Below are 22,072 nucleotides of genomic sequence, written 5' to 3'. Positions count from 1 at the left end.
CGCCACACGTCGTGGTGAAGATAGTGTTACGGCAGTGGTAGGTGCATGCGAGCTTTTTCAAAACTGGTTCATGATGTCAGTCAGTTAAATGACTTTTTAGTCACTTCTCAGTTCTCTTCAAGTAAACAATATTTGGTGCAAATATTGTCGACTCAATCACGCGACTTTACGACCACACTTGCGGACGCTGTTTTATTGTTGCTGCCGAATGCTCATGTCATGGGGCATAGTACGCGTAATGTCATTCTGGAGGGGGAGATATTTACCTCTGGTTGCCTGATCAGTGTGACTGAGTTCGAACAAACCACGCTTACTTCTGCTGTACAAACCTACTCTTACTCCCCCGATATTGATGGTGGAGAGCTCAAACGCTCGCTTCTGTTGCAGTATAATTCGCAAGTGATCCTCAGCTTTGCTGTGCAAATTGAACGACGTGACTATCCCTTGTTTCAAACCTTCGCTAGTGAAGAAGTCGTGATCTCTGGAGGGTTGGCGCAGAGTATTGATGATGGATGCTGGGTGCTATATCAAAACCGAGTTTACGATAACGCTGTGGTCGCCGTAGCTTTGCACAGCGATACCTTGAAGCTATGGACAGATGCGTATTCGGAATGGAACCCGATTGGCATGCCACATAAAGTCACCCATGCAAAAGGAACGCGCTTGTATTGCTTAGGTGAACAGAAAGCGTTGGACGTATACAAGCGTTACTTGGCGGATGGGCATGACGTGACGCTGAGTCAACTGCTCAGCTTTCCTTTATATCGAGAAAGCTTGGGGCGCAAGGAAGTTTGCACGGTAACGGAGCTGCACGCTGATGGTAGTATGAGTTTCGACAGGCCTTGGTGTCTTGGTGACGAAGTGCAATTTTGCTATAACCACCCCTCATTAACGCTCGAACAGGTGCGACATGGTGTGGTTGAGTTAGCCATGCACCAACCTGAAGTCGTGATGATTTTTAACTGCGCGTCACGGTTAGACTTTATTGACAGCAGCGACGAAGTCCAAGCCTTCAAAGATATCGCGACGACGTTTGGTAGTTATTGTATGGGGGAACTGCATGGCGGTATTGGACAGCCAGAAATTCTTCATCACAGTCTGACGTATTTAGCGATGCGAGAGGGAGACGAAGTACAAGCATTGAACTTGCCTAAGTCGCCCGTTAGCTCCTCTATTTCACCATTGTTTAGCTTGATTCGAAATGCGATTGGCGACCTCAACCATATGAACGCGCATATGGGGTATCAACTCGATCGCCAAACGCGCAAGTTACAAGAAAGCTATCGGCGAGATAGTCGCACTGGATTACAAAACCGAGTCGCGCTGCAAGAACGGCTGAGTAGCATTGATTTGGATGAGCACTTGCTGACTCTAAAGCTACTTAACTTCAGCCATATCAATGAAAAATACGGTTATAGAGTAGGGGATCAGCTACTTAAAGACCTCTCAATGCATTTTACGAATCGACTGCGAAAGCGTTTTGGCATGCCAACGGCTTTGCAGCTTTATAGTATTGGGGTTGGTGAGTGGGCGTTCATATTTAAAGCTGACCAAAGCAGCGAAACCATCAAACAGCACTTTACTCGTTTTGCCGACGCGGTAGAGCAAACTAATTTTGAACCAATTGGTCTGCGCGAAATAGATTATCTTTCTATCTCGCTGTGCGGTGGCTTAGTGAGTCGTCGAGATTTTCCATCAGCTTCTGCGGATGAGCTATTGCTTAAAGGCATTGAAGCGAGGCGTTCCGGTGTGCGCAGTAATACCCATATCTGCAATGCGAAAGACATCGAAGTCAGTGAGGATGTGCGTAAAGAGCAACTTGGATGGTTGAGCTGCGTCAGTAAAGCCATTCTCAAACAGAACATCATCACCTATAGCCAGCCGATAGTGCATGCGGATAGCCATAAATTGGCAAGCCAAGAATGTTTGGTTCGCATTTTGGAGGAGGATGGAACGGTGATTGCGCCAGGGCGCTTCCTGCCTATTATTTCCGATACGCATCTTTATACTCGATTGAGTCGGCACATGATTCATTCTACGTTATATTACATGCGAGATAAGCAAGGTGACTTTTCTATTAACTTATCGCCGCAAGATTTGCTTAGTGATAAAACTTTAATGCTTTTAGAGCATGAAATTTGTCAGCTCAATGACCCTAGGCGAATTGGTTTGGAAGTGTTGGAATCTGAGCAAATCAAAGACTACGGTCGAATGATCGAAGTATGCAGTCATTTTAGAAGCTTAGGAGCGCGTATCATTGTTGATGATTTTGGCTCAGGCTATTCCAATATTGATGAAATCCTAAAGCTGGAGCCGGAAGTCATAAAGCTCGATGGCAGCTTGATCCGTGATATCGATAAAGACTTAAAGCAGCGCAAAATAGCTTCCCAGTTGGTGCGTTTATGTCAGGTGTTTAATGCGGAGACGGTGGCGGAGTTTGTCCACAATCGAGAGGTGTGCAAAATCGCGCAGGATATGGGCGTCGACTATCTGCAAGGCTACTACTTGGGTGAACCTACGCGTTTGTTTTAGTTGTGTTTCACGTGAAACCATTCCAATAAAAAACGCAGCCTTGGCTGCGTTTTTTATTTTGAGCCATTCGGTTTTAGTTGAGTTAGCTCGGTGATTGCTTGAGAGCGTGTCCACTTTTTTCGGCTTGAAATAGTGCAAGGTAGTGAGCAAAGAATGTGAGCATTTTTTGCTGGTTATTTTGCTCGCCTAGTTGTCCGAGTAAATGTGCGGCGACTTCAAACGTGCACAAGTTACCTTGTTGTTGGTTGCGTCGCAGCTGATATTGCGAGTCTGCCGATGTAGACAGCGCCATAGTAGGGATACTTTCTAACCAACGGCTCTTGTTGATCATCTTGCGCGCCTCTTGCCAGGTAGCGTCCAAAATAATAAACAGCGGAGTTTTGGTTTGTTGCTGGCTTTGGAGCGCCACATGTTCGAGTGTGACGCTTTCTTCACTTGGGAATAGAAGCACTGGATACAGCGACGGATCAGCTAATCGAGCGAGCAAGTCTGCTGGTGGTTGTTTTCGGTCCCAGATTACTCGCTCAATATTGAGTTGGCACTGCTCTAGTAGCTGGCCGGTATTAGTATCACGCGTCAGTTCATTCGGATGCATCAACAGCAAGATGTTGTGCTCGCTGGTAAGTTTCGGCACCAGTGAGCACATACAGTTGAATTGAAAACCACAATTTGGACACGGTTGCGACATTACAGACGAACTCCTTCGCGAACCGGGCTAATCCCATCCGAGAACAGACGCACGCCACTGATTTGGTTTGGCGTTGCCGTTGGTGCCATGCTTGGGTTGAGTGGGTAGCTAACCCCACTGTATTGCATCACGTGTTGGGCCGCCTTAGATCCGCCACCGCTGACATTAAAAATAAGATCTCGCCAGCCATGAGAGGTTTGTTGGCCGAGCATAATCGGGCTTTGTACCAGTGTGATGCGGCTATTGAAGCGCCACTCTTTTTCGTGATGTTCAAATATCAGCAATGTACAGCCACCGGAACCACACCAATCCAGCTGTACTAATAGCTCTTCGTTACTATCGCCGTTGAGGTCATAAGTTAGCCAACGGTACTGGTTGTTGTTGGGGTTGGTTTGGTGAATGAAGAAGTAGTTGCGCACGGCGGCATCTACTTTGGAGTCAAACTCCGCACTAGAAGGTACGTCTGCACTGCTGATGGGCTTGTTAGCGCGTTTCTCGGCTGGTTGCATCATGCCCTCATCACGAGTGGTGGCAGGGTAAAGCACTAAACCACCATCGGCGATTGGGTATACCAAGTTACCGACTTTTTCTTTGGTCGCTTTGAGCTGATTGCCTTCTCGCGTAAACAGTCGCTCTGACATCAGTCTTTGTTGTTGATGATGCGTCATGACGACTTGAACCTGAGACGGACTTAATTGTTGCCAGTACCCACGCTCGATTAACGGTGCTTGCCCATTAGCGTAACTGTATTTTGTTGTGGCGCTGTGGTCTGGGTTTAAGGTCATTTGCACCTCAAAACCTTGTGATTGGGTTGAAGTCGCGACATAGGTATTGGCCCAGCTAAGCGTAGCGTCCACGTTTGCAGCTGTACCACAACCTTGATAAGTGTCGCCATCATGTTTTAGCGTCGCTTTCCAGCCATACAAAGAATCACTCATCGTATCTGAGCAGAGGTTTTCTGTTAGGCGAAGTTCACCATCTTGTAGTTGATATGTGCGCTGGCGAGGTTGAAGTTGACTGCTCTTAATCGCTAATTTTGAGGTTTGTTTTCCGATTGGCTGGAATGTCAGTCCATTAGCCTCAAAGCTTGCCGACCAAGAAGGCTCATTACCAAACACGCGAGTTGGTTTGTTTGGTTGCTGACAACGGTTTGGATTTTCCGTTGTGAGGAAGTTCACTTGTTCCACGACAAAGTTAGCATCGAAATCGGCAGAAAACCCATCGAGGCCCGGTGGGTTGAGATGGCCGATAACCTCGCCATACATGGTCTGGTAAGGCTCGTTATTTAACTGAATTGCTCGTTGCATTTGCTGTGGTGACAGTTGTAACCAATATTGCTTGTCGCTGCCACAAGGCATGATGTATTGGCTCTCGTGACCGACGATCACTTTTCCACGTAGCATAAAGGTTTGAGGTTGAATGGTGTCTGGCTTATCTAAGGTGGCTGGTGGAGAAGCTGGGTCGGCAGCGCCAGATTGTGGCGGCTGCGAACTACATGCTTGCAGAACCAGCAGAGTGGCAAGCGCCACTGGGTTTTTCAAAGCCTTCATGTTATATCTTCCTCATTATTGTTACTCAATCGGCATCGGATGGCATTATGGCATATTGGTTATTTAAAACTGAACCAGATACCTTTTCTATTGACACGCTTCGAACCCAAAAGGTTTCATGTTGGGAGGGAGTTCGTAATTATCAGGCGCGCAATATGATGCGTGACCAAGTGAAGGTGGGCGATTTAGTCCTGATTTATCACTCTTCTTGCAAGAATGTTGGTGTTGCCGGTATTGCTAAAGTCGTGAGAGAAGCCTATCCCGATCATTTCCAGTTCGATCCTGAAAGTGATTATTTCGACCCAAAGTCAGACCCAGACAACCCGCGTTGGATTATGGTGGATGTCGAATTCGTGCGTAAAACGGCGCGAGTGATTCCGTTATCGGTGATGAAAGCGATGCCAGAACTTGAGAACATGCCATTGGTGAAACGTGGAAATCGCTTGTCGATCATGCCAGTGACAGAAGAAGAGTGGGAAGCGATCCTTGGCAAAGAGAAGTTGCCAAGTCAGCGATAAAAGAAAAGGGCTGCGAATGTGCAGCCCTTTGTTATTGTTTGGAGTATTGCAGCTTACAGCAAGTGATCTTGTAGGTAGTGTGCAACCGCATCTTCTGCATTGCTGCCAATCACTTCGTTATTTGGCAATGCTTTCATCACTTTCTCGTGTGATGTACCCATGACCAATCCTTTACCTGCCATCGACAGCATTTCTACGTCATTCATGCCATCACCAAATGCCACGCAATTTTCTAACGTGAGGCCGAGTTTTTTCGCTACCGCTTCAAGAGCATGGCCTTTAGACACACCTGCACTCATTACTTCCAAGCACCATGGTGTTGAAAACGCAATATTCAGCTTATCGCCAAATTGTTCACGTAGTTTGTTTTCAAACACCACCAAGCGTTCGTGGTCTTGTGCTGGGTGAGTGAAGAAGATTTTCGCAATACCGTCAGTTGGTGCTTGGTCTTCATCGAATAAGACGTATGTGAATTCGTCATGGAAATCACGCAATGTTTCGTCGTCTTTGTTCATCAACCAACTGTCATTTTGATACATGTGGATAAGTATTTCTTGATCGTGCTTGATCGTGTCGATCACGCCTTGAACCAGTTCTGCAGGGACATTCTCGCTGTACATCAGCTGATCTTCCTGGTCATGCACACGGGCACCGTTCGAGGTGATCATGTAAGCCGGAATACCGACCTGACGACGGATGCTCGCAACGTCTACGTGGTGACGGCCTGTTGCAAAGACAAAGGTGTAACCCTTTTCATGCAGCGCTTTTAGCGTCTCTTTTGAGTAAGCACTGAGCTGATGGTTTGGTGCGAGTAACGTGCCATCCAGATCAGAGGCAACGATTTTAGTGATCTCTTTGCAAGGTAGCGATGTGCTCATGAAGTCCTCGTAAACGGTTTGGATAGTATGGAACAGGTGATTTGCAAACGGAGTACAGCAGACTGACTAGATCATACTGCTCCGAATGCGGGGGAATTTGGGTCGGTTGCATCTACGTGGTTCAACGCAGCCAGACCCAAGCAGTGTACGTCAAAATGAGGATGAAAAAGAGGGTAAATCAATGTGCAGACATTTCCTCTTTAATCATGGCCGTGAAATGGTCGCCTAGAGTTCTTATTATGTTTTTTCGTTTGGCGATGATTTCGGGTCATTCATAAAGCGGAAGATTGCATCGAGTGCTTGATTACGATACTGGTCGGTCTCGAATAAGATCTCATGCTGTGCGCCTTCGATAGAAAGTAGCTCCGCATGTGGGTTGGTTTTACGCAATTTATCGATGAAACGTTTCTGTGCCAGATTACTGACAATACGATCGCTCCCAGCTTGAATCAGGAGCACCGGTACTTTGACTTGGCGAGTCAATAAAAAGCATTGTTTTGCTGCCATTAGCCCTTGCCATACCCATCGTGTGCTCGGTCCACCGACTTGCAGTTCCGGTTTTTCCGTATAGAGATTTCGGAACCATTGGTAGCGACCATAGCTTTGGCTGAGCGGGTTATCTTCAAAGGGTTTAGGAAAGTAGGCCTGATGTCCTGGCGCATAACGTGGCAAAGTGGATACCGCTGACATAATTTGTGTCACAGGAATCGCTATTGGCGATAAGTACCATGGCAGATTAATACCAAACATAGGCGCACTAAGAATCAAGCCGGTAAAGGGATGTTCTGGGTGAGTTTGCAGATAACGTGTAGCGATTGCGCCGCCCATGGAGTGGGCAATGATGAAACATTGCTGATAGTCGCTAAGGTCGTGTTTGTTTACGACCATGTCCATATCGTCAATATAATCAGTAAAGTCATAGACGTGACCCATATCTGAGTCAGACAATAGACGATCTGATAAACCTTGTCCGCGGTGGTCAAAGGAATAGACGTCGAAGCCTTGGCGATAGAGATCGTAAAACAGTTCTTGGTATTTCCAGGAAGATTCAATGCGCCCATTAACGATGAGCACGGCTTTTTTATGTTCTGGGTTGGTCAGTTTGCACCAGTAGATGTTCTTTTTCTCAGTTCCTTTAACAAAGCCTTCTTGGCGAGTTTGCCAAAGTGCCGCGATCGGACCACCAATTGCTTGCTCAAATAATGACTCTTGAGTATAAGTCAAAGGTGAATGGTTAGTAGCCATTAGTCGATTACCCGAAGATACGTTGTTTACGCGATGTATCATCGAAGAATTAGTGAGGAAATGCAATGGATACCCACGTCTGGTTAGCTTATGTAGTAACTGCAATCGTTTTTAGTTTGGCTCCGGGGTCTGGCACGGTGAACTCAATCAGCAATGGTTTGAGTTACGGTACTCGCAAATCTTTGGGGGCTGTGATCGGTCTCCAAATTGGTTTGGCCATTCACATTGCGTTAGTTGGGGCGGGAATTGGTGCGCTGGTCGCACAGTCGGCAACGGCATTTTCTGTCATTAAATGGGTTGGCGCGGCTTATTTGGTTTGGTTGGGTATCCAGAAATGGCGAGACACCTCCAGCTTGGTGGCGGCTGAGAGCCACAAAGACATGTCTGGCATGGCACTCTTGTACAAAGCTATTTTGATTAACCTGACGAACCCTAAATCGATTGTTTTTCTGGTGGCGTTGTTTCCACAGTTTATTGACCCGGCACAAGACCAACTGACGCAACTGTTGGTGCTTGGTGTTACGACTGTTGTGATCGACGCGTGCGTGATGTTGGGTTACACCACCTTGGCGGCGCAAATGGGACGTTTTATTCGCTCCGATAAAATCATGGGGAAAATAAACAAAGTCTTCGGTTCAATGTTTATGGGTTGTGGTGCATTATTAGCAGCTGCAAAGTCATAAGCCATTTATAGGTCCTTCTTTAGCATGAATACAACGTATGTTGCTCGCCAGCCGATCTTTAACCGCAAAAGACAGACGCTGGGTTATGAATTGTTGTTTCGAGATGGGGAGAGTAATGCATACCCTTCGCATATTGAGTCAAACCGAGCAACATACCGATTAATTGTCGAGAATTTCCTATCTCTGGGCACTAACCCAGTGATTGCTTCTTCGCGATGCTTTATCAATTTTCCTCATCAAAGCTTGGTGCGCCGCTTACCGCGCAGCTTGCCAAAAAACAAAATCGTCGTCGAAGTACTGGAAACTTGCCAGCCGACCGATGATCTTCTCGATGCGATTCGCGAGTTGTATCGAGAAGGTTATTTGATCGCGCTGGATGATTTCACCTTAACGCCGGAGTGGCGTCGCTTCTTACCTTACGTGCACATCGTTAAACTCGATATCATGGCAATGGGGCTGGAAAAAGCGTGTGCGTTGGTAAAAGCTCACCTTGCTAAACGCGTCAAGTACCACTTTTTGGCGGAACGTGTTGAAACCGCAGAAGAGTTTGAGCAAGCCAAAGCGGCTGGCTTTAAGTTTTTCCAAGGCTACTTTTTTAGCAAGCCATTAGTTTCGCAAACAAAATACGTGAGCCCTGAGCAAGTGTTAGCGCTACAGCTTTTTCGTGAAGTCTGCTCATCAGAGCCAGACTTTACTCGTATTGAAACCATCATTACGCAAGATGTCGCGTTGTCGTACAAATTATTGCGCTTTGTAAATACGCAAGCGCCAAACCTCGCTGTCGAAATTAGCTCGTTTCGTCAGGCCTTGATCTACCTTGGTCAGGATAATCTTAAGCAGTTTGTCTCCTTGGTCGTGGCGTCGTATATCTCTAGTAACAAGCCTCGAGAGCTGTATCACCTTTCATTACAACGAGCGCAGTTCTGCCAATTAATGTCGCGTTATCAGCCATTTTCCCACCTCAACGAACAAGGGTTTATGGTCGGCTTATTATCGATTTTAGATGCGATGCTTGATTTGTCGGTGGAATCTTTAGTCAAGCAATTGCCACTTAGCGAATCCGTACAACAAGCCTTATTACATCGAAAGGGGGTTTATGGTGCGCTGATTTCTCTCGAAGAGTGTTACGAGCGTGCCGACTGGTCAGGCGTTGAAAAAATCACGACGCAGTTGGGATTGTCTTTGGAAGAGGTCAAGCTCTCGTTAGGCGAAGCGGTTCGCTGGAGTCAAAACGTCGCAACCGCGTAAATTTCTGCCGTATCTTTATTCTCTCTAACCGTTCTTCTCTCAATCTTTATTGGCTGTTTCGATGTGAAACTTTTATGACGATGATGGGTTCACTCTTGACGACATCTCAGAGTTAAATAAATATATACGCATATCCATATATAGGTATGTTTATTATGCTTCCACATCAGTTTTTCAAGCTGTTATCCGATGAAACGCGCGTACGTTGTTTAATGCTGGTGGCCCGTGAAGGCGAAACTTGCGTGGGTGATTTGGCGTTTGCGTTGCAAGAGAGTCAGCCGAAAGTTTCTCGTCATCTTGCTCAGTTACGCTCCAGTGGCATCTTGGTGGATAAACGCCGAGGGCAATGGGTGTACTACGAGTTATCGCAGCAATTACCAGGTTGGATGCGTAAGCTGATTGAAGACTTAGTGGCATCAAACTGTTTGAAGCAAGAGTACCAAGACGACATCACACGCTTGCACGATAAAAGTCGTGAGGCTTGCTGTTAATAGCAAACAGAGATTCAAGGTAGAAGATTAAAGGGTAAAACTATGACAATTAAAGTAGGAATTAATGGCTTTGGCCGAATTGGTCGTTTAGCACTGCGAGCGGCATTCGACTGGCCAGAGTTAGAGTTTGTGCAAATCAACGATGTCGCAGGTGATGCAGCGACGCTTGGCCACTTATTAGAGTTCGATTCAGTGCAAGGTCGTTGGCACCATGAAGTGCAGGTTGAAGGCAATGAACTCGTCATCAATGGCAAGCGCATCGCCACGACTCAGCAACGTGATATCGACGCTGTGAACTGGTCTGGCTGCGATGTTGTGATTGAAGCGACAGGTGTACACCGCAAAACCTCGTACCTAGACCAATATCTCGATCAAGGTGTGAAGCGCGTGGTGGTGAGTGCACCAGTGAAAGAAGAAGGTATTGCGAACATTGTAGTTGGTGTGAATGACCACATCTTCGATCCTGAAAAACATCGTATCGTGACAGCCGCTTCGTGCACAACAAACTGTATAGCGCCTGTGGTGAAAGTTATTCATGAGAAGTTGGGCATTGAGCAATCCTCTTTCACGACAATTCACGATTTGACCAATACGCAAACCATTTTGGATGCACCGCACAAAGATCTGCGCCGTGCTCGTGCGTGCGGCATGAGTCTTATCCCGACCACTACCGGTAGTGCGACTGCGATTGTGGAAATTTTCCCAGATTTAAAAGGCAAGATTAACGGCCACGCGGTACGTGTACCGTTGGCGAATGCGTCATTGACCGACATCATCTTCGATGTAAAACGCGATACCACGGCAGAAGAAGTGAATGCTTTGCTGAAAGAGGCGTCGGAAGGGGAGCTAAAAGGCATTCTTGGCTTTGAGGAACGTCCGTTAGTGTCGATCGATTACAAAGGCGACCAACGCTCAACCATCGTTGATGCACAATCCACCATGGTGGTTGGCTCACGAATGGTGAAAATTTACGCGTGGTACGACAATGAAATGGGTTACGCAACGCGCACCGCAGAATTGGTTCGTAACGTTGGTCTGGCATAACAGGAGTTCATAATGTCTCATCCTACATGGCAATTAGATTTGGACTCTGGTGCATTAGTCCTAACACCGTGCCCGGGTACCAAAGGCGTCGAGTTGAAAGCGTCGTTGGAACAGTTGAAGGAGCAGGGGGTTCAAGCGGTCGTTACTGCATTGGACGATAGCGAGTTAGCAGCGAAAGACGTTGCGGCTTTGGGTGACACCACTCAGCAGCTGGGCATGAAATGGTTCCAGATCGAGATTGAAGATGACTGCGCACCAAGTGAAGAATTTGCGGCGAAGTGGCACCAAGCCAGTCCGGAACTGCATACGATTCTTGCTCAAGGTGGCAAAGTCGCGATGCACTGCATGGGCGGCTCGGGTCGCACAGGTTTGTTTGCGGCTCACTTGCTGCTAGAGAAGAAATGGCAGTTAGAAGATATCGTGCGAGAAGTGCAGGCTCTTCGCCCTGGTGCGTTTACAAAACCGGTGCAGCTTGAGTACATCGAACGCGTGGCGCAAGACGCTTGATCAGCTTAAATAGCTTTTGGAACATCATGATCCAAAAGCTATGTTCCAGTTTATATAATGGAAAATAGGTCAGCAGTAAAACTAAAGGTTTTAATTTAAGATTTTGTTTTTATTGGTTATCTTTGTCCGTTTGTAAATTTCGGTGTGTTTGTGAATTCGAACTAAGGTTGTATCGCCTTATGGTTGGTGTACAGGTTAATAAGCATTTGGCACATGATGATCTAAATGCTTCTATCGCTGTACATAAGAGGTCAATATGATTTCTCAATTGAACAAAAGTATTCGTCAGTACATGTTAGTGACGTTTAACTATTGGAACTTTACCGTGACCGACGGAGCGCTGCGTATGCTGGTGGTGCTCTATTTTCACGACTTGGGTTATTCCACGTTAGCTATTGCCTCACTGTTCCTTTTCTATGAATTTTTTGGTGTGGTGACCAATTTGATTGGTGGGTGGTTGGGCGCAAGGTTAGGCCTGAACAAAACCATGAACATTGGTTTAGCGATGCAAGTGTTTGCGTTGTTGATGCTGGCAGTACCCAACGCATGGCTGACGATTCCTTGGGTGATGGCGGCGCAAGCTTTGTCGGGGATTGCCAAAGATCTCAACAAGATGAGTGCCAAGAGTGCGATTAAAACATTAGTACCAGACGAGCAGCAAGGCGCACTCTACAAATGGGTGGCGATTTTGACAGGCTCGAAGAATGCACTCAAAGGGGCGGGCTTTTTTGTTGGTGGCTTGCTGTTGTCTTGGGTGGGCTTCCAAAACTCGATGTTTATTATGTCGAGTGCGCTGGCATTGGTGTTTGTTTTCAGCATGATCTGGCTAGAAGCAGACATGGGTAAAGCAAAGAGCAAACCTAAGTTTCGCCAAATTTTCTCCAAGTCCGAATCTATAAATATTTTATCTGCGGCACGTATGTTCTTGTTTGGGGCGCGTGATGTGTGGTTTGTAGTCGCTCTGCCTATTTATCTCGGCAGTGTGTTTGGCTGGGATCACTTGTGGGTCGGTGGCTTTTTAGCCGCATGGGTCATTGCTTATGGGTTTGTGCAAGGCTTTGCGCCGCGTATTACTGGCAAAGCGCAAGGTCGCGTGCCTGATGGTAGTGCAGCATTAGTATGGGCAGGAATTCTTGCGTTAATTACGGGCGGTATTGCTTATGGTGTGCAAATCGGCTGGCAGCCTGAGTTGGTAATTGTTGTGGGGTTAATGATTTTTGGTGCTGTGTTTGCCATTAACTCTTCACTTCACTCGTATCTGATTGTGAGCTATGCCAAAGGCGATGGTGTGTCTCTGGATGTTGGCTTCTATTACATGGCCAATGCGATGGGACGTTTGATTGGCACGGTATTATCGGGTTGGATCTACCAAGAGGCTGGTCTTGCGGCGTGCTTATGGGTCTCCTTTGCTTTCTTGGCGCTGACGACGTTGATTTCGATTAAGTTGCCAAAAGCTAACGTTGCCACAGCGTAAATTTTGCCCGGTGTTTTTATCTGTAGATCGTACAAAATGGCTCCAACTTGGAGCCATTTTTGTTTCTTATGCGCCGTTTGATGTAATCAAACTGTGTGGGTTTGGCATCGAGGGTGAATGCTGATGTTTGGTTCTCGTTAATTGATTAGAGTGGCGATGAAATCCCCGTTGTAGGTCATTGTTGCGTTAAAAATAAGCAAAAACAGATTGTTAACCATTTCACTGGCTGAGATTTACCCTATGCTATAAACGATAGCGACTCAAAGTAGGGAAAGGTATGAGAGAAAGGGTTCTGTTTTTTGATTTATTGCGCTGCTTTGCTGCGGTGGCAGTGATCGCCATTCACGTCTTGGCCCCTTATCGAAATGAGTTAGGAGTGATTCCGTTTGACCAGTGGTTGACGGCCGTAGGCGTTAATAGCGTTACCCGCTGGGCGGTGCCAGTTTTCATTCTGATCACCGGAGCGTTGATGCTCAGTGACACTCGACCATTTGACGGTAAGTATTATATCAAAAGGCGTTTAGGCAAAGTCTTAGTCCCATTTCTTATTTGGTCGATGTTTTATGCATACCTCTCTGGCTGGACGGCTCAAGGGTTTGACTTTGAAACCGTAAAAGAGGTGTTAAGCAATAGCCCATTCCACGCAACGTATTACCACCTCGGTTTTTTCTATTACTTTATACCGCTGTATTTTGTGATTCCGTTGTTCCAATGGATGGTACGCAACGTTGATGACAATGTGTTGTATACCTATCTCGCATTTTGGCTTTTCACCAGCACGCTGTTTTTGTTCAAGATTGATGGTCCGTGGAGTAACCAAATGTGGCTCTACATGGGTTACCTTCCTCTGGGTTATGCTCTATTTCAAAAAGTGCCTTTGAACCGCTCTATGGTGACCTTATTTACAGGGTTTGGCCTCGTCGCGTTGGCTGTGACATTTACTATGGTCGTGACGAACAGTTTAGAGGCGGAGAAGTACACGGTTGGACGCTGGCTTTCTTACAAAACACTGAATGTCATTCTAGCGGCTTCGATGATTTTCATGATCGGTCGTTACTTTGGGGAAGGCTTGTCACCAAAAGTACAAAAAGTGGTGAGTGTGATCAGTCAGCACAGCTTGGGGATTTACTTACTTCACCCAATTTTCTTATGGCCGATGAAAGCGTTTGGTTGGTACACCGGACATCCCGCATGGGTGATTCCAGTCTGGATCATTATCAGTGGAGCTGGAGCCTTGGCGATGAGCTATCTATTTTCTCGCTCTGCCAAGACTCGTTGGTTACTGCCTTAACGTTTGATGGCGAAGTGAAGGAATTTGTTACCACGATAGGTTAGCGTTCCTTTATCTCCAGGGTTGAGTGCATGGTAGTAGTGCACTCCAATTTGGAACTCTCGTTTAGGGCCAATAGAACCGCGTTGGACATAAATCCAATATTCTTGGTCGTCTTGGCCTGGTGGTGCATCTGGGACGTCGATAGCTTGCTTATCTAAAATAGTTACCTGTGCACTTTGTTCTGGAGCATCTTCGCCCACATAGTGCTTGCTATAGAAACGAAAAAATACCCATGCGCCCAAAGCAATAAGGGCGAACAGGGCGACAATAAGTGAGATTGGCATGTTAACCTCCGATGTTTCATTGAGCTCTATTCTACAGAACTCACTGATGAAACGATGAGTTGAGATAACTTATTCATAATCTAATGAAAGGGACATGAATTTTATTCGGCGCACTTCACGGTTTACCTCAATGGGCGCGCGATGAAATCGTTGCTTCATCTACAAGCTACGTCACTAAAGCTGAACCAAGCAGCTTTCACTTGTCTGGCTATATGAGCTCAAGGGCACAAATTGAAAGTAAAATTGCACTTAACGGCTCGAAAAAGCTCTAAATTTATAGAAGAATAAAAATAACTAACACGGGAAGGGTCTGGTAAGGAGGGTTACGATGTCAGATATTGAAAAAGTAGTCATGCGTACCCGAACGATCGAAAAACTTTTGCGTACTCAGTACCATGCAGAAGGGAAAGGGTTACACCAACTTATTAATAGTTGTGAAGAACGTTTACCACATGACGTGATAGCGAAGCTTCGTTTTATCGCTACTGTGCGTAATAAAGTGGTTCACGAAGACGATTATAAGCTGGATGATCGGAAAGGCTTTATGGCGGCATGTGACGCTTGTGAAAAAGAGCTAACGCCAAGAAGCTCTCGTTTTATTTGGCGTGCAGCAATTTTGCTAATGACGTTGATTACGCTCGCCGCTCTTGGTTTCTACTACATGCATTGGGATATCTTGTCCAAACACATACAGTAGAAAAGCACAGATAAATAAAAAAGGACGCATTTGCGTCCTTTTTTATTTTTAATCAGCAGGTTAGTACATCATTGGCAGTGTCATTAAACCCACAACCACTGCAATCATTACCAGCCCTTGTTTTTGAGAAGATGAAATCATAACACTACCCCTTAATCTTTGATGAACTCGATGAATTTAATATAGCACTGTTTTTGGGGTTTGATCAACATATGCTCGATAATCTTTTCAAAAAATACACTTAACTTGTCTTTTTTTACGTGTTTTTGACTAATGAAACTGTGTTTTTTGTGTTGTATTTAAAATGCTCGCATTGTGTTATTGTTGTTCGTGTTTGATTTAAGTGTATGATTTTAAAGTGTCAATATTGGTTTGTTGTTGGCTTTGAAATTGTTTTTTGTTTCGGTTGGTATGTTGATTGCCAATTTTGTCTGTGTTTCTCAAAAATTGAGAAAATAAAAAGATGTGCTATGGAGGTGCATCATTGAGTTGAGGTGTGGAAGGGGAATTTTCTTATCTAATGAGAAAATATGGGCTTAAAAAGTGTTTAGTGATTTGATGGTTTATGAAGTCGGTGTTTTCGATGGTTATTGAGAATGTGGCTTTATTTATCATTAGCTTACGTTCGTTATTTGATGTTTTTGTTATTGAGTTAAGTTTGATTTTTCATGTTGTTCTAATCTGTTCATCGGTGGTTTCTACTATCTTAGCTCGCTACCAAGACGATTTTCTGTTTTGTGTCTGTTATTTATTCTTGTTGCCTGTGATGTATGCAGTCTGATGGTTTAGTCATCAGTTTTTGACGTGATGGGTTACCAAGGCCATTGGGCTGGCTTTTAGTTAAATTGTTTTAATAAGCGCGGGTTACTGTGCCGTGTGATTTGATGAACTTGGCTCATGGGATAGGGCTCTGCCCCATATTTATGGCCGTCATTAAGGCTCATCGACTTAATTGTTGTGCAGACTGAGGGTTACAAAATGTTTCGAATCGCTAGCGAGATCCAACTTTCGCAGATTGTGTCTTTACATCAAAACTGGTCTACCTAGACTAGCGGCGAGTTTAAGTAAAAGGTGTATACGGCATGTGGAGTTGGCTGGCGATAGGGCTATCAGGTGTGTATTCCGTGTTGGGAGCAAAACAAGCTAACCCGACACAATCCCTCGTGTTTAAAATCTTTACTCTGCTACTTCTTCTTGTGTTGGTGTTAACTCAAGGCGCATCCGCAACATATACCTACTGGATTGCGGGTGGGCTTATTGTGTCTATGGTGGCAGATACGCTGCACTCGTTTAAAACTCGCAAGCTAATTTACTTTGCTGCGTATTTGCTTGCTCAGGTGTGCTACAGCAAGTCATTTTGGGTGCAGCTTAATGGTGAGATTGTCTGGTGGTTGTTGGCCCTACTGCTCGCAGCGAGTATCGTGGCGTTCTTTTTGTTGCTACCTCAACTCGACTCTCTGGTGTTTCCTGTTGTGATCATGGGGATGATGTTGGTTCAGCTTGCTTGGGCGGCGGGTGAAGTTTGGTTGCAGGCTCCGAGCTATGCCAATGCTATCGGTTTCAGCGGAACCCTAGTTTTGATCTATTCGGCGTTGGCGTATGCGATACACGGTTACCGAAAACCGATGAAACACGCCTATTTGTGGGTAAGTGGTAGCTACTTCTTTGCCCACGCCCTCATTGTTGCCTCTATCATTTACTAATTTAAGTCAAAGCAGCTCCCGAAGATTTCAGTAAACTGGACGTATTGTTCTTGATGACTGGAGTCAATAATGAGTGAAATCCATGCCCACGAGCTGCTAAACCTACTTCGAGAAACGCCAATGGATCGCGAAGCGCTGGCACAGCACTTTGGCAACACCGTTCGCTTTCACACCTGTAAACTGAATGATCTAGACTTAGATGCATTGCTAGCATTTTTGCTCAAGCGCGACAAAATCCGTGAGCTTGAAGGTAAGTTTGTGGTCAATATGGCGCGTGTCTGCAATCACTAAGCGGCGGCTATGATGCGAGGGTGAATATGCTGTTTTCGCCCTCAACCATGTACTCACGTTGTCAGTTTGCTATACACTGGCCGCCATTTTTTAGGTGAGGCCAGAATATGGACATTCTTTCTGCAGCGACCATGCTGTTTCTAATCATGGACCCTCTCGGTAATTTGCCGATTGTGTTGTCTATTCTCAAGCACATCGATCCTAAGCGTCGCCGTAAGGTATTGATTCGTGAACTACTGTTTGCCTTACTAATCTTGATGTTGTTTCTGTTTGCAGGACAAAGCATCTTAAGTTTTTTGCATGTCCAGCCAGAAACGCTCAGCATTTCAGGTGGCATTATTCTCTTCATTATCGCGATTAAGATGATCTTTCCGAGCGCTGGCAGTATCACTGGACTGGCGGCAGGGGAGGAGCCCTTTATTGTTCCGATGGCCATTCCTATGATCGCGGGCCCTTCAGTGATTGCAGCATTGCTTTTGCTATCTTCACAGCATCCAGAAAAAATGTTGGAAATGTCCGCATCAGTTGTGATTGCGTGGGGCGCAACATTTTTTATTCTAATGTTTTATGGCTTCTTTAATCGTTTGTTGGGCGAGCGTGGTCTAAAAGCGGTAGAGCGTTTAATGGGCTTGTTGCTGGTGATGATCTCCACTCAAATGTTTTTGGATGGTGTTAAGAGTTATCTTGGGTGACGGAATAAACGCAATAAAAAAGCCGCTCTTGAGAGCGGCTTTTTAGTATTTGGGCGATTACATCATGTGTTTACGACGAATATCGAGCAGGGCAAAAATACCAAAGATCAGGATGGAATATTTTTCCCAACTGCTCATTTTAATTTTGTCGCCAAATGCGCCAATGAAGATGGCCATTTGTAAACCGTGCATGATGAACAAAAAAGCGGTCATGATGTACAGCGCAATCGCGGCATTACCGGGAAACGGCATAAAGATATTGAGGATCAATACTAACCAAACAAAGGCGATAGCCGCTTTGGCCAGCAGAATTAATGCTTTCATTTAAGTGTCCTTTTAAATCGAGGCGCTATGCGGAGGTACGTTCATACAGACGGTAACTCACTTGGCCTGCTGTTTTTTCTCGATGTAACTGCCAGTTTTCTGGTAAGTCGGCAATATTGAGTTCTTTTTCTGTTTCAATATAAATCATCGCGTCTTCCGCGAGCCAGCCATTTTGTTCTAGCAGAGCCACGGTTTCATCCAACAGACCTTTGCGAAACGGTGGGTCAATAAACACCACATGATGCGCAGTACCCGGCTGTTTTAAAAAGCTCAATGCATCTGTATTCACTACTTGGATGTTGTTCGCGTTAAGAGATGCCACGTTCTTCTGTAATTGCTGAAAAGCTTGTGGGTTCAGCTCAACCATGGTCACTTGCTCTGCTTGGCGCGAAGCTGACTCAAAGCCTAAGCCGCCGGAGCCGGCAAATAAGTCGAGACATTTTGCTTGCGGCACATCTTGAGCCAGCCAGTTAAATAGCGTTTCTTTGACGCGATCGGTCGTTGGGCGTAAGCCTTCAGCATCGTGTACAGGAAGTTTTCTGCCTCTCCATAAGCCACTAATAATGCGAACAAAGCCCGTTGTTGGCTTTTTTTGTGATGAGTTTTGCTGGCGACGTCTTACCATAGATTTTTTGACCGCTAATAAAGTGATACTATATCTAATCGCCCAAGCCGTGAGCTTGGAGCTTGGATACAGCCCAGAATATTCAAGATGACAGAGTGTAACACTAATAAGATTAGAATTACCTAATCGGAAAGTTTTCACAACTTTGTCATTAGCCTTTTTTAGACAGATAATAATCTTGTCAAAAAAGAGTCATTAATAGATAAAAGAACAATCTAGGATAGCCCCAGATGACGGAAAAAAAGAAGCGCGGATTACTTTCGTGGCTAGGTTTTGGTGACGAAGAACAAAGCCCAAAACCAAAAACTGAAGAAACAGTAAAAGAAGAGGCAGTGGATGCGCCTTCTGAAGAGCAGCAAACCGACGCGGCTGCTGAGCAAGCGGAAGCAACGCCAGAACTTGAAGAAGAATCGAAAAAAGCGGAGGCTGCCCCAGCAGAAGCAGAAGCAGAAGCAGAAGCAGAAGCAGAAGCAGAAGCAGAAGCAGAAGCAGAAGCGCCTCAAGTGCCTGCTGCACCTCGCGTTCAAGAACAAGAAAAGCCAACAGAGAGCTTTTTTGCTCGCCTCAAACGCAGCCTAAGCCGCACAAAAGCAAACATCGGCGCTGGCTTCTTCGGTCTGTTCAGCGGTAAGAAAATCGATGAAGACTTATTTGAAGAGCTAGAAGAGCAACTGCTTATTGCTGATGTGGGCATGAATACCACAACAAAAATTATCAACAACCTGACAGAAAAAGCCACACGTGGCGATCTGAAAGACGGCGAAGCCCTTTATGGTTTGTTGAAAGAAGAAATGGCTGAGATTCTTTCTAAAGTCGAACAGACACTAGAAATCGACAGCAACAAAACGCCTTACGTCATCTTAATGGTTGGTGTAAATGGCGTGGGTAAAACCACGACCATCGGTAAGCTTGCCAAGCAGTTCCAAACTCAAGGCAAAAAAGTGATGCTTGCAGCGGGCGATACTTTCCGTGCCGCAGCGGTTGAGCAGCTACAAGTATGGGGTGAGCGTAACAACGTTCCTGTGATTGCCCAGCATACTGGCGCAGACAGTGCTTCTGTTATCTATGATGCGATTGAAGCGGCAAAAGCACGTGGTGTGGATGTTGTGATTGCCGATACCGCGGGTCGTTTACAGAACAAAGCGAACCTAATGGAAGAGCTGCGTAAGATTGTACGTGTGATGAAGAAAATTGATGACTCTGCACCACACGAGATCATGCTGACGCTAGACGCAGGTACAGGGCAAAATGCCATCAGCCAAGCGAAACTTTTCAGTGATGTTGCCCCTCTAACCGGGATTACTTTGACTAAGCTGGATGGTACAGCGAAAGGCGGCGTAATTTTCGCTATTGCCGATCAGTTTGGTATTCCAATTCGTTACATTGGTGTGGGTGAAGGTATCGAAGACTTGCGTCCATTTGAAACTCAAGAGTTTATTGACGCACTGTTTAGTCGTGAAGAATAAAAAGAGTTAGAGGAAATCAACGGTGATCAAATTTCAGCAAGTGAGCAAAGCTTACCGAGGTGGTCGACAAGCACTGCAAAAAGTCGATTTTCACCTGAGGCGCGGTGAAATGGCGTTTTTAGGCGGGCATTCCGGGGCTGGTAAAAGTACCTTGCTGAAATTGATTTGTGCGATAGAGCGCCCGACCGATGGAAAAATCCATTTTAATGGTCACGATATCACGCGCATTCCAAGCAAAGACATCCCTTTTTTGCGCCGCAATATTGGCATTGTTTTCCAAGACCATCGTCTATTGATGGATCGCAGCGTATACGACAATGTTGCTCTGCCGATGCGTATCGAATCGATTTCTGAAAACGAAATCAAACGCCGTGTTTCTGCGGCGTTAGATAAAACAGGCTTACTCGATAAAGCTCGTTGTCTACCTAGTCAACTCTCTGGTGGTGAGCAACAACGCGTCGGTATTGCCCGTGCTGTGGTCAATCGACCAACGTTGCTGGTGGCTGATGAGCCGACAGGTAACCTCGATCCCGAACTATCCAATCGCGTATTGCGGTTGTTCGAAGAATTTAATCGTGCGGGAGTGACCATCTTACTCGCCACGCACGATGTGGGGTTAGTAAACACTCGCCCACAGTATCGTCATTTTGAATTAAACCAAGGCTTCCTAAGTGAGGTAGAAGACTATGGCAGGTAACAAGCACTCCCAAAAGAAGGGGAAAGGCCGCAGTGCCAAGCGTGCAAATACCGATGGTTTTTTCTCTGTCCACGCAAAACAAGCAAAATCCTCTTTTAGCGCCTTATGGCAACGACCTTTAGGTAATATCCTGACCCTAGCCGTGATTTCAATGGCACTTGCTATGCCAGCTTGTTTGTATCTACTGGGCAAAAACGTCGCGGGTGCCGCGGAAGATGTGGCATCTCCCTCGCAAGTTAGTGCTTACTTAGTAGAAGGCATGCCGGATGCACGTGTGATGGTTCTCAAAGATCAAATTGAAACTTGGCCTTTGGTAAAAGAGGTGGAATATATTTCACCGCAACAAGGTCTGTCTGATTTAAGCCAATATGCAGGATTCGATCAGGCTATCAGTCTTTTAAGTGGCTATGCGCTACCCGGTGTGTTGGTAATTACGCCAGCCTCGGAGCTAAAAAGTGATATTCAGTCATTAGCCAAAGACGTTCGAGAGCAACAAGACGTGACCGATGTGAGACTTGACGAAGACTGGCTGGCGCGTCTTGATGCGATCAAAACTCTCGCGAGTATTATTGTCATTACTCTGACAGTGTTGATGCTCGGTGCGGTATTTTTAATCGTTGGCAACACGTTGCGATTTAATGTGCTGGCGAATAAAGAAGAGATTCAAACCATGAAACTGATCGGTGCGACGGACAGTTTTATTCTGCGCCCTTATTTGTACACGGGGATGTGGTTTGGCGTATTAGGTGCCACCATCGCGTGGTTGGTAACGGCTTTAGTGACCATTGTTATGAATAGTGCGGTGGAAGATCTTGCTGCGTTGTACGACAGCCAGTTTCGCCTGATTGGTCTAAGCTGGGATGAATCTTTGCTATTAATCATCATTGGTAGTCTTTTGGGATGCATTGCGGCGCGCTTTTCTGCGCAACGACATTTAAAAGAAATTGAACCAGTTTAAGTGATGGCGGTCTTATTACTTGGATTTTATTAGCACTAGCTAATTTTGAACCCTTGCTTAGACCGAATGTTTATGGATAATTGCTTCCCCTTCTTGAAACTTGTTCATTTTGAGTTCAAGATATCGAAGCTAAATTTGCAATGT

Annotated in this window: 23 protein-coding genes; 16 read left to right on the top strand and 7 right to left on the bottom strand. The window is 45.7% G+C overall.

Going from position 1 to position 22,072, the window contains the following annotated elements; genetic code table 11:
* Positions 1-45 precede the first annotated feature (45 nt).
* Positions 46-2,532, top strand: coding sequence for an EAL domain-containing protein (locus tag ACWPOD_RS21920; protein ID WP_456232235.1), 2,487 nt, complete (start codon positions 46-48; stop codon positions 2,530-2,532).
* A gap of 82 nt (positions 2,533-2,614) precedes the next feature.
* Here ACWPOD_RS21920 and ACWPOD_RS21915 read toward each other — a convergent pair whose 3' ends face one another.
* Together ACWPOD_RS21915 and ACWPOD_RS21910 are read right to left on the bottom strand one after the other, a co-directional pair.
* Positions 2,615-3,220, bottom strand: a complete 606-nt coding sequence (locus ACWPOD_RS21915; RefSeq protein WP_456232234.1) for a tRNA-uridine aminocarboxypropyltransferase — start codon at positions 3,218-3,220, stop codon at positions 2,615-2,617.
* Entirely contained in the window at positions 3,220-4,770 is a 1,551-nt protein-coding gene (locus tag ACWPOD_RS21910; RefSeq protein WP_456232233.1) for a COG3650 family protein, read from the bottom strand. The genes ACWPOD_RS21915 and ACWPOD_RS21910 overlap by 1 nt, the downstream gene beginning before the upstream one ends.
* A gap of 47 nt (positions 4,771-4,817) precedes the next feature.
* Between ACWPOD_RS21910 and ACWPOD_RS21905 the strand changes: the two genes are divergently transcribed.
* A complete protein-coding gene (locus tag ACWPOD_RS21905; RefSeq protein WP_109170341.1) occupies positions 4,818-5,288 on the top strand; it encodes an EVE domain-containing protein in 471 nt (156 codons plus the stop codon).
* Positions 5,289-5,341: 53 nt separating this feature from the next.
* On the opposite strand, the gene ACWPOD_RS21900 is transcribed toward ACWPOD_RS21905, so the two are convergent.
* Both ACWPOD_RS21900 and ACWPOD_RS21895 read right to left on the bottom strand, forming a co-directional pair.
* Positions 5,342-6,166 carry a Cof-type HAD-IIB family hydrolase gene (locus tag ACWPOD_RS21900; protein WP_005393831.1) on the bottom strand — a complete coding sequence of 275 codons (825 nt, stop codon included), beginning with the start codon at positions 6,164-6,166 and terminating at the stop codon, positions 5,342-5,344.
* Positions 6,167-6,403: 237 nt separating this feature from the next.
* Positions 6,404-7,411 (bottom strand): alpha/beta fold hydrolase, encoded by a 1,008-nt coding sequence (locus ACWPOD_RS21895; RefSeq protein ID WP_167426139.1) that lies wholly within the window; start codon positions 7,409-7,411, stop codon positions 6,404-6,406.
* Positions 7,412-7,476: 65 nt separating this feature from the next.
* On the opposite strand from ACWPOD_RS21895, the gene rhtB reads away from it, so the two are divergent.
* The 7 genes from rhtB to ACWPOD_RS21860 all read left to right on the top strand — a co-directional run bounded on the left by rhtB (position 7,477) and on the right by ACWPOD_RS21860 (position 14,149).
* Positions 7,477-8,094, top strand: coding sequence for a homoserine/homoserine lactone efflux protein (rhtB, locus tag ACWPOD_RS21890; protein WP_005393828.1), 618 nt, complete (start codon positions 7,477-7,479; stop codon positions 8,092-8,094).
* Between the two features lie 24 nt (positions 8,095-8,118).
* Complete coding sequence (locus ACWPOD_RS21885; protein ID WP_074190029.1) at positions 8,119-9,342, top strand: EAL and HDOD domain-containing protein; 1,224 nt, start codon at positions 8,119-8,121, stop codon at positions 9,340-9,342.
* Positions 9,343-9,497: 155 nt separating this feature from the next.
* Positions 9,498-9,833 (top strand): metalloregulator ArsR/SmtB family transcription factor, encoded by a 336-nt coding sequence (locus ACWPOD_RS21880; RefSeq protein ID WP_005393826.1) that lies wholly within the window; start codon positions 9,498-9,500, stop codon positions 9,831-9,833.
* Positions 9,834-9,875: 42 nt separating this feature from the next.
* Positions 9,876-10,877 (top strand): ArsJ-associated glyceraldehyde-3-phosphate dehydrogenase, encoded by a 1,002-nt coding sequence (locus tag ACWPOD_RS21875; protein WP_005393824.1) that lies wholly within the window; start codon positions 9,876-9,878, stop codon positions 10,875-10,877.
* A 12-nt stretch (positions 10,878-10,889) separates the two neighbouring features.
* Positions 10,890-11,384, top strand: a complete 495-nt coding sequence (locus tag ACWPOD_RS21870; protein WP_301657602.1) for a cyclin-dependent kinase inhibitor 3 family protein — start codon at positions 10,890-10,892, stop codon at positions 11,382-11,384.
* 256 nt (positions 11,385-11,640) lie between these two features.
* On the top strand, positions 11,641-12,858 hold the full coding sequence (gene arsJ, locus ACWPOD_RS21865) for an organoarsenical effux MFS transporter ArsJ (protein WP_167426141.1): 1,218 nt from the start codon (positions 11,641-11,643) through the stop codon (positions 12,856-12,858).
* 277 nt (positions 12,859-13,135) lie between these two features.
* A complete protein-coding gene (locus tag ACWPOD_RS21860; protein WP_456232232.1) occupies positions 13,136-14,149 on the top strand; it encodes an acyltransferase in 1,014 nt (337 codons plus the stop codon).
* Here the strand turns inward: ACWPOD_RS21860 and ACWPOD_RS21855 are convergent.
* On the bottom strand, positions 14,146-14,475 hold the full coding sequence (locus ACWPOD_RS21855; protein ID WP_012841295.1) for a DUF2500 domain-containing protein: 330 nt from the start codon (positions 14,473-14,475) through the stop codon (positions 14,146-14,148). The two genes, ACWPOD_RS21860 and ACWPOD_RS21855, sit on opposite strands and share 4 nt — an antisense overlap.
* 328 nt (positions 14,476-14,803) lie before the next feature.
* Between ACWPOD_RS21855 and ACWPOD_RS21850 the strand changes: the two genes are divergently transcribed.
* The 4 genes from ACWPOD_RS21850 to ACWPOD_RS21835 all read left to right on the top strand — a co-directional run bounded on the left by ACWPOD_RS21850 (position 14,804) and on the right by ACWPOD_RS21835 (position 17,858).
* Positions 14,804-15,172, top strand: coding sequence for a hypothetical protein (locus tag ACWPOD_RS21850; protein WP_005393815.1), 369 nt, complete (start codon positions 14,804-14,806; stop codon positions 15,170-15,172).
* 1,082 nt (positions 15,173-16,254) lie between these two features.
* The gene (locus tag ACWPOD_RS21845; RefSeq protein ID WP_005393811.1) at positions 16,255-16,875 is read left to right on the top strand and encodes a lysoplasmalogenase; all 621 of its coding nucleotides are present in this window, start codon (positions 16,255-16,257) and stop codon (positions 16,873-16,875) included.
* Positions 16,876-16,944: 69 nt separating this feature from the next.
* Positions 16,945-17,166 (top strand): YecH family metal-binding protein, encoded by a 222-nt coding sequence (locus ACWPOD_RS21840; protein WP_005393809.1) that lies wholly within the window; start codon positions 16,945-16,947, stop codon positions 17,164-17,166.
* Positions 17,167-17,273: 107 nt separating this feature from the next.
* Complete coding sequence (locus ACWPOD_RS21835) at positions 17,274-17,858, top strand: YhgN family NAAT transporter (protein WP_005393807.1); 585 nt, start codon at positions 17,274-17,276, stop codon at positions 17,856-17,858.
* A gap of 57 nt (positions 17,859-17,915) precedes the next feature.
* On the opposite strand, the gene ACWPOD_RS21830 is transcribed toward ACWPOD_RS21835, so the two are convergent.
* Positions 17,916-18,182 (bottom strand): DUF1145 domain-containing protein, encoded by a 267-nt coding sequence (locus ACWPOD_RS21830; RefSeq protein ID WP_005393805.1) that lies wholly within the window; start codon positions 18,180-18,182, stop codon positions 17,916-17,918.
* A gap of 25 nt (positions 18,183-18,207) precedes the next feature.
* Entirely contained in the window at positions 18,208-18,807 is a 600-nt protein-coding gene (gene rsmD, locus ACWPOD_RS21825) for a 16S rRNA (guanine(966)-N(2))-methyltransferase RsmD (protein WP_012841297.1), read from the bottom strand.
* Positions 18,808-19,037: 230 nt separating this feature from the next.
* Between rsmD and ftsY the strand changes: the two genes are divergently transcribed.
* Genes ftsY through ftsX form a run of 3 tightly spaced genes read left to right on the top strand, consistent with a single transcriptional unit; the run spans position 19,038 to position 21,928 of the window.
* On the top strand, positions 19,038-20,273 hold the full coding sequence (gene ftsY, locus ACWPOD_RS21820; RefSeq protein ID WP_456232231.1) for a signal recognition particle-docking protein FtsY: 1,236 nt from the start codon (positions 19,038-19,040) through the stop codon (positions 20,271-20,273).
* A gap of 22 nt (positions 20,274-20,295) precedes the next feature.
* Complete coding sequence (gene ftsE / locus ACWPOD_RS21815) at positions 20,296-20,970, top strand: cell division ATP-binding protein FtsE (RefSeq protein WP_005393800.1); 675 nt, start codon at positions 20,296-20,298, stop codon at positions 20,968-20,970.
* Positions 20,960-21,928 carry a permease-like cell division protein FtsX gene (ftsX, locus tag ACWPOD_RS21810; protein WP_005393793.1) on the top strand — a complete coding sequence of 323 codons (969 nt, stop codon included), beginning with the start codon at positions 20,960-20,962 and terminating at the stop codon, positions 21,926-21,928. Before ftsE ends, ftsX begins: the two co-directional genes overlap by 11 nt.
* The last annotated feature ends 144 nt before the right edge of the window (positions 21,929-22,072 follow it).

This window comes from Vibrio sp. JZG120 (genome assembly GCF_053890955.1).
The sequence above is the reverse complement of the archived record's forward strand: the minus strand, read 5'-3'. Positions and strand labels throughout refer to the sequence as shown.

Bases quoted from the DNA above. Each gene is read 5' to 3' on its own strand.
- ACWPOD_RS21875 (WP_005393824.1), top strand. From the start codon at position 9,876: ATGACAATTAAAGTAGGAATTAATGGCTTTGGCCGAATTGGTCGTTTA.
- ACWPOD_RS21850 (WP_005393815.1), top strand. From the start codon at position 14,804: ATGTCAGATATTGAAAAAGTAGTCATGCGTACCCGAACGATCGAAAAA.
- ACWPOD_RS21920 (WP_456232235.1), top strand. From the start codon at position 46: ATGCGAGCTTTTTCAAAACTGGTTCATGATGTCAGTCAGTTAAATGAC.
- ACWPOD_RS21885 (WP_074190029.1), top strand. From the start codon at position 8,119: ATGAATACAACGTATGTTGCTCGCCAGCCGATCTTTAACCGCAAAAGA.
- ACWPOD_RS21840 (WP_005393809.1), top strand. From the start codon at position 16,945: ATGAGTGAAATCCATGCCCACGAGCTGCTAAACCTACTTCGAGAAACG.
- ftsY (WP_456232231.1), top strand. From the start codon at position 19,038: ATGACGGAAAAAAAGAAGCGCGGATTACTTTCGTGGCTAGGTTTTGGT.
- ACWPOD_RS21870 (WP_301657602.1), top strand. From the start codon at position 10,890: ATGTCTCATCCTACATGGCAATTAGATTTGGACTCTGGTGCATTAGTC.
- ACWPOD_RS21900 (WP_005393831.1), bottom strand. From the start codon at position 6,166: ATGAGCACATCGCTACCTTGCAAAGAGATCACTAAAATCGTTGCCTCT.
- ACWPOD_RS21880 (WP_005393826.1), top strand. From the start codon at position 9,498: ATGCTTCCACATCAGTTTTTCAAGCTGTTATCCGATGAAACGCGCGTA.
- ACWPOD_RS21830 (WP_005393805.1), bottom strand. From the start codon at position 18,182: ATGAAAGCATTAATTCTGCTGGCCAAAGCGGCTATCGCCTTTGTTTGG.
- rhtB (WP_005393828.1), top strand. From the start codon at position 7,477: ATGGATACCCACGTCTGGTTAGCTTATGTAGTAACTGCAATCGTTTTT.
- ACWPOD_RS21895 (WP_167426139.1), bottom strand. From the start codon at position 7,411: ATGGCTACTAACCATTCACCTTTGACTTATACTCAAGAGTCATTATTT.
- ACWPOD_RS21860 (WP_456232232.1), top strand. From the start codon at position 13,136: ATGAGAGAAAGGGTTCTGTTTTTTGATTTATTGCGCTGCTTTGCTGCG.
- ACWPOD_RS21855 (WP_012841295.1), bottom strand. From the start codon at position 14,475: ATGCCAATCTCACTTATTGTCGCCCTGTTCGCCCTTATTGCTTTGGGC.
- ACWPOD_RS21905 (WP_109170341.1), top strand. From the start codon at position 4,818: ATGGCATATTGGTTATTTAAAACTGAACCAGATACCTTTTCTATTGAC.
- rsmD (WP_012841297.1), bottom strand. From the start codon at position 18,807: ATGGTAAGACGTCGCCAGCAAAACTCATCACAAAAAAAGCCAACAACG.
- arsJ (WP_167426141.1), top strand. From the start codon at position 11,641: ATGATTTCTCAATTGAACAAAAGTATTCGTCAGTACATGTTAGTGACG.
- ACWPOD_RS21845 (WP_005393811.1), top strand. From the start codon at position 16,255: ATGTGGAGTTGGCTGGCGATAGGGCTATCAGGTGTGTATTCCGTGTTG.
- ACWPOD_RS21910 (WP_456232233.1), bottom strand. From the start codon at position 4,770: ATGAAGGCTTTGAAAAACCCAGTGGCGCTTGCCACTCTGCTGGTTCTG.
- ACWPOD_RS21915 (WP_456232234.1), bottom strand. From the start codon at position 3,220: ATGTCGCAACCGTGTCCAAATTGTGGTTTTCAATTCAACTGTATGTGC.
- ACWPOD_RS21835 (WP_005393807.1), top strand. From the start codon at position 17,274: ATGGACATTCTTTCTGCAGCGACCATGCTGTTTCTAATCATGGACCCT.
- ftsX (WP_005393793.1), top strand. From the start codon at position 20,960: ATGGCAGGTAACAAGCACTCCCAAAAGAAGGGGAAAGGCCGCAGTGCC.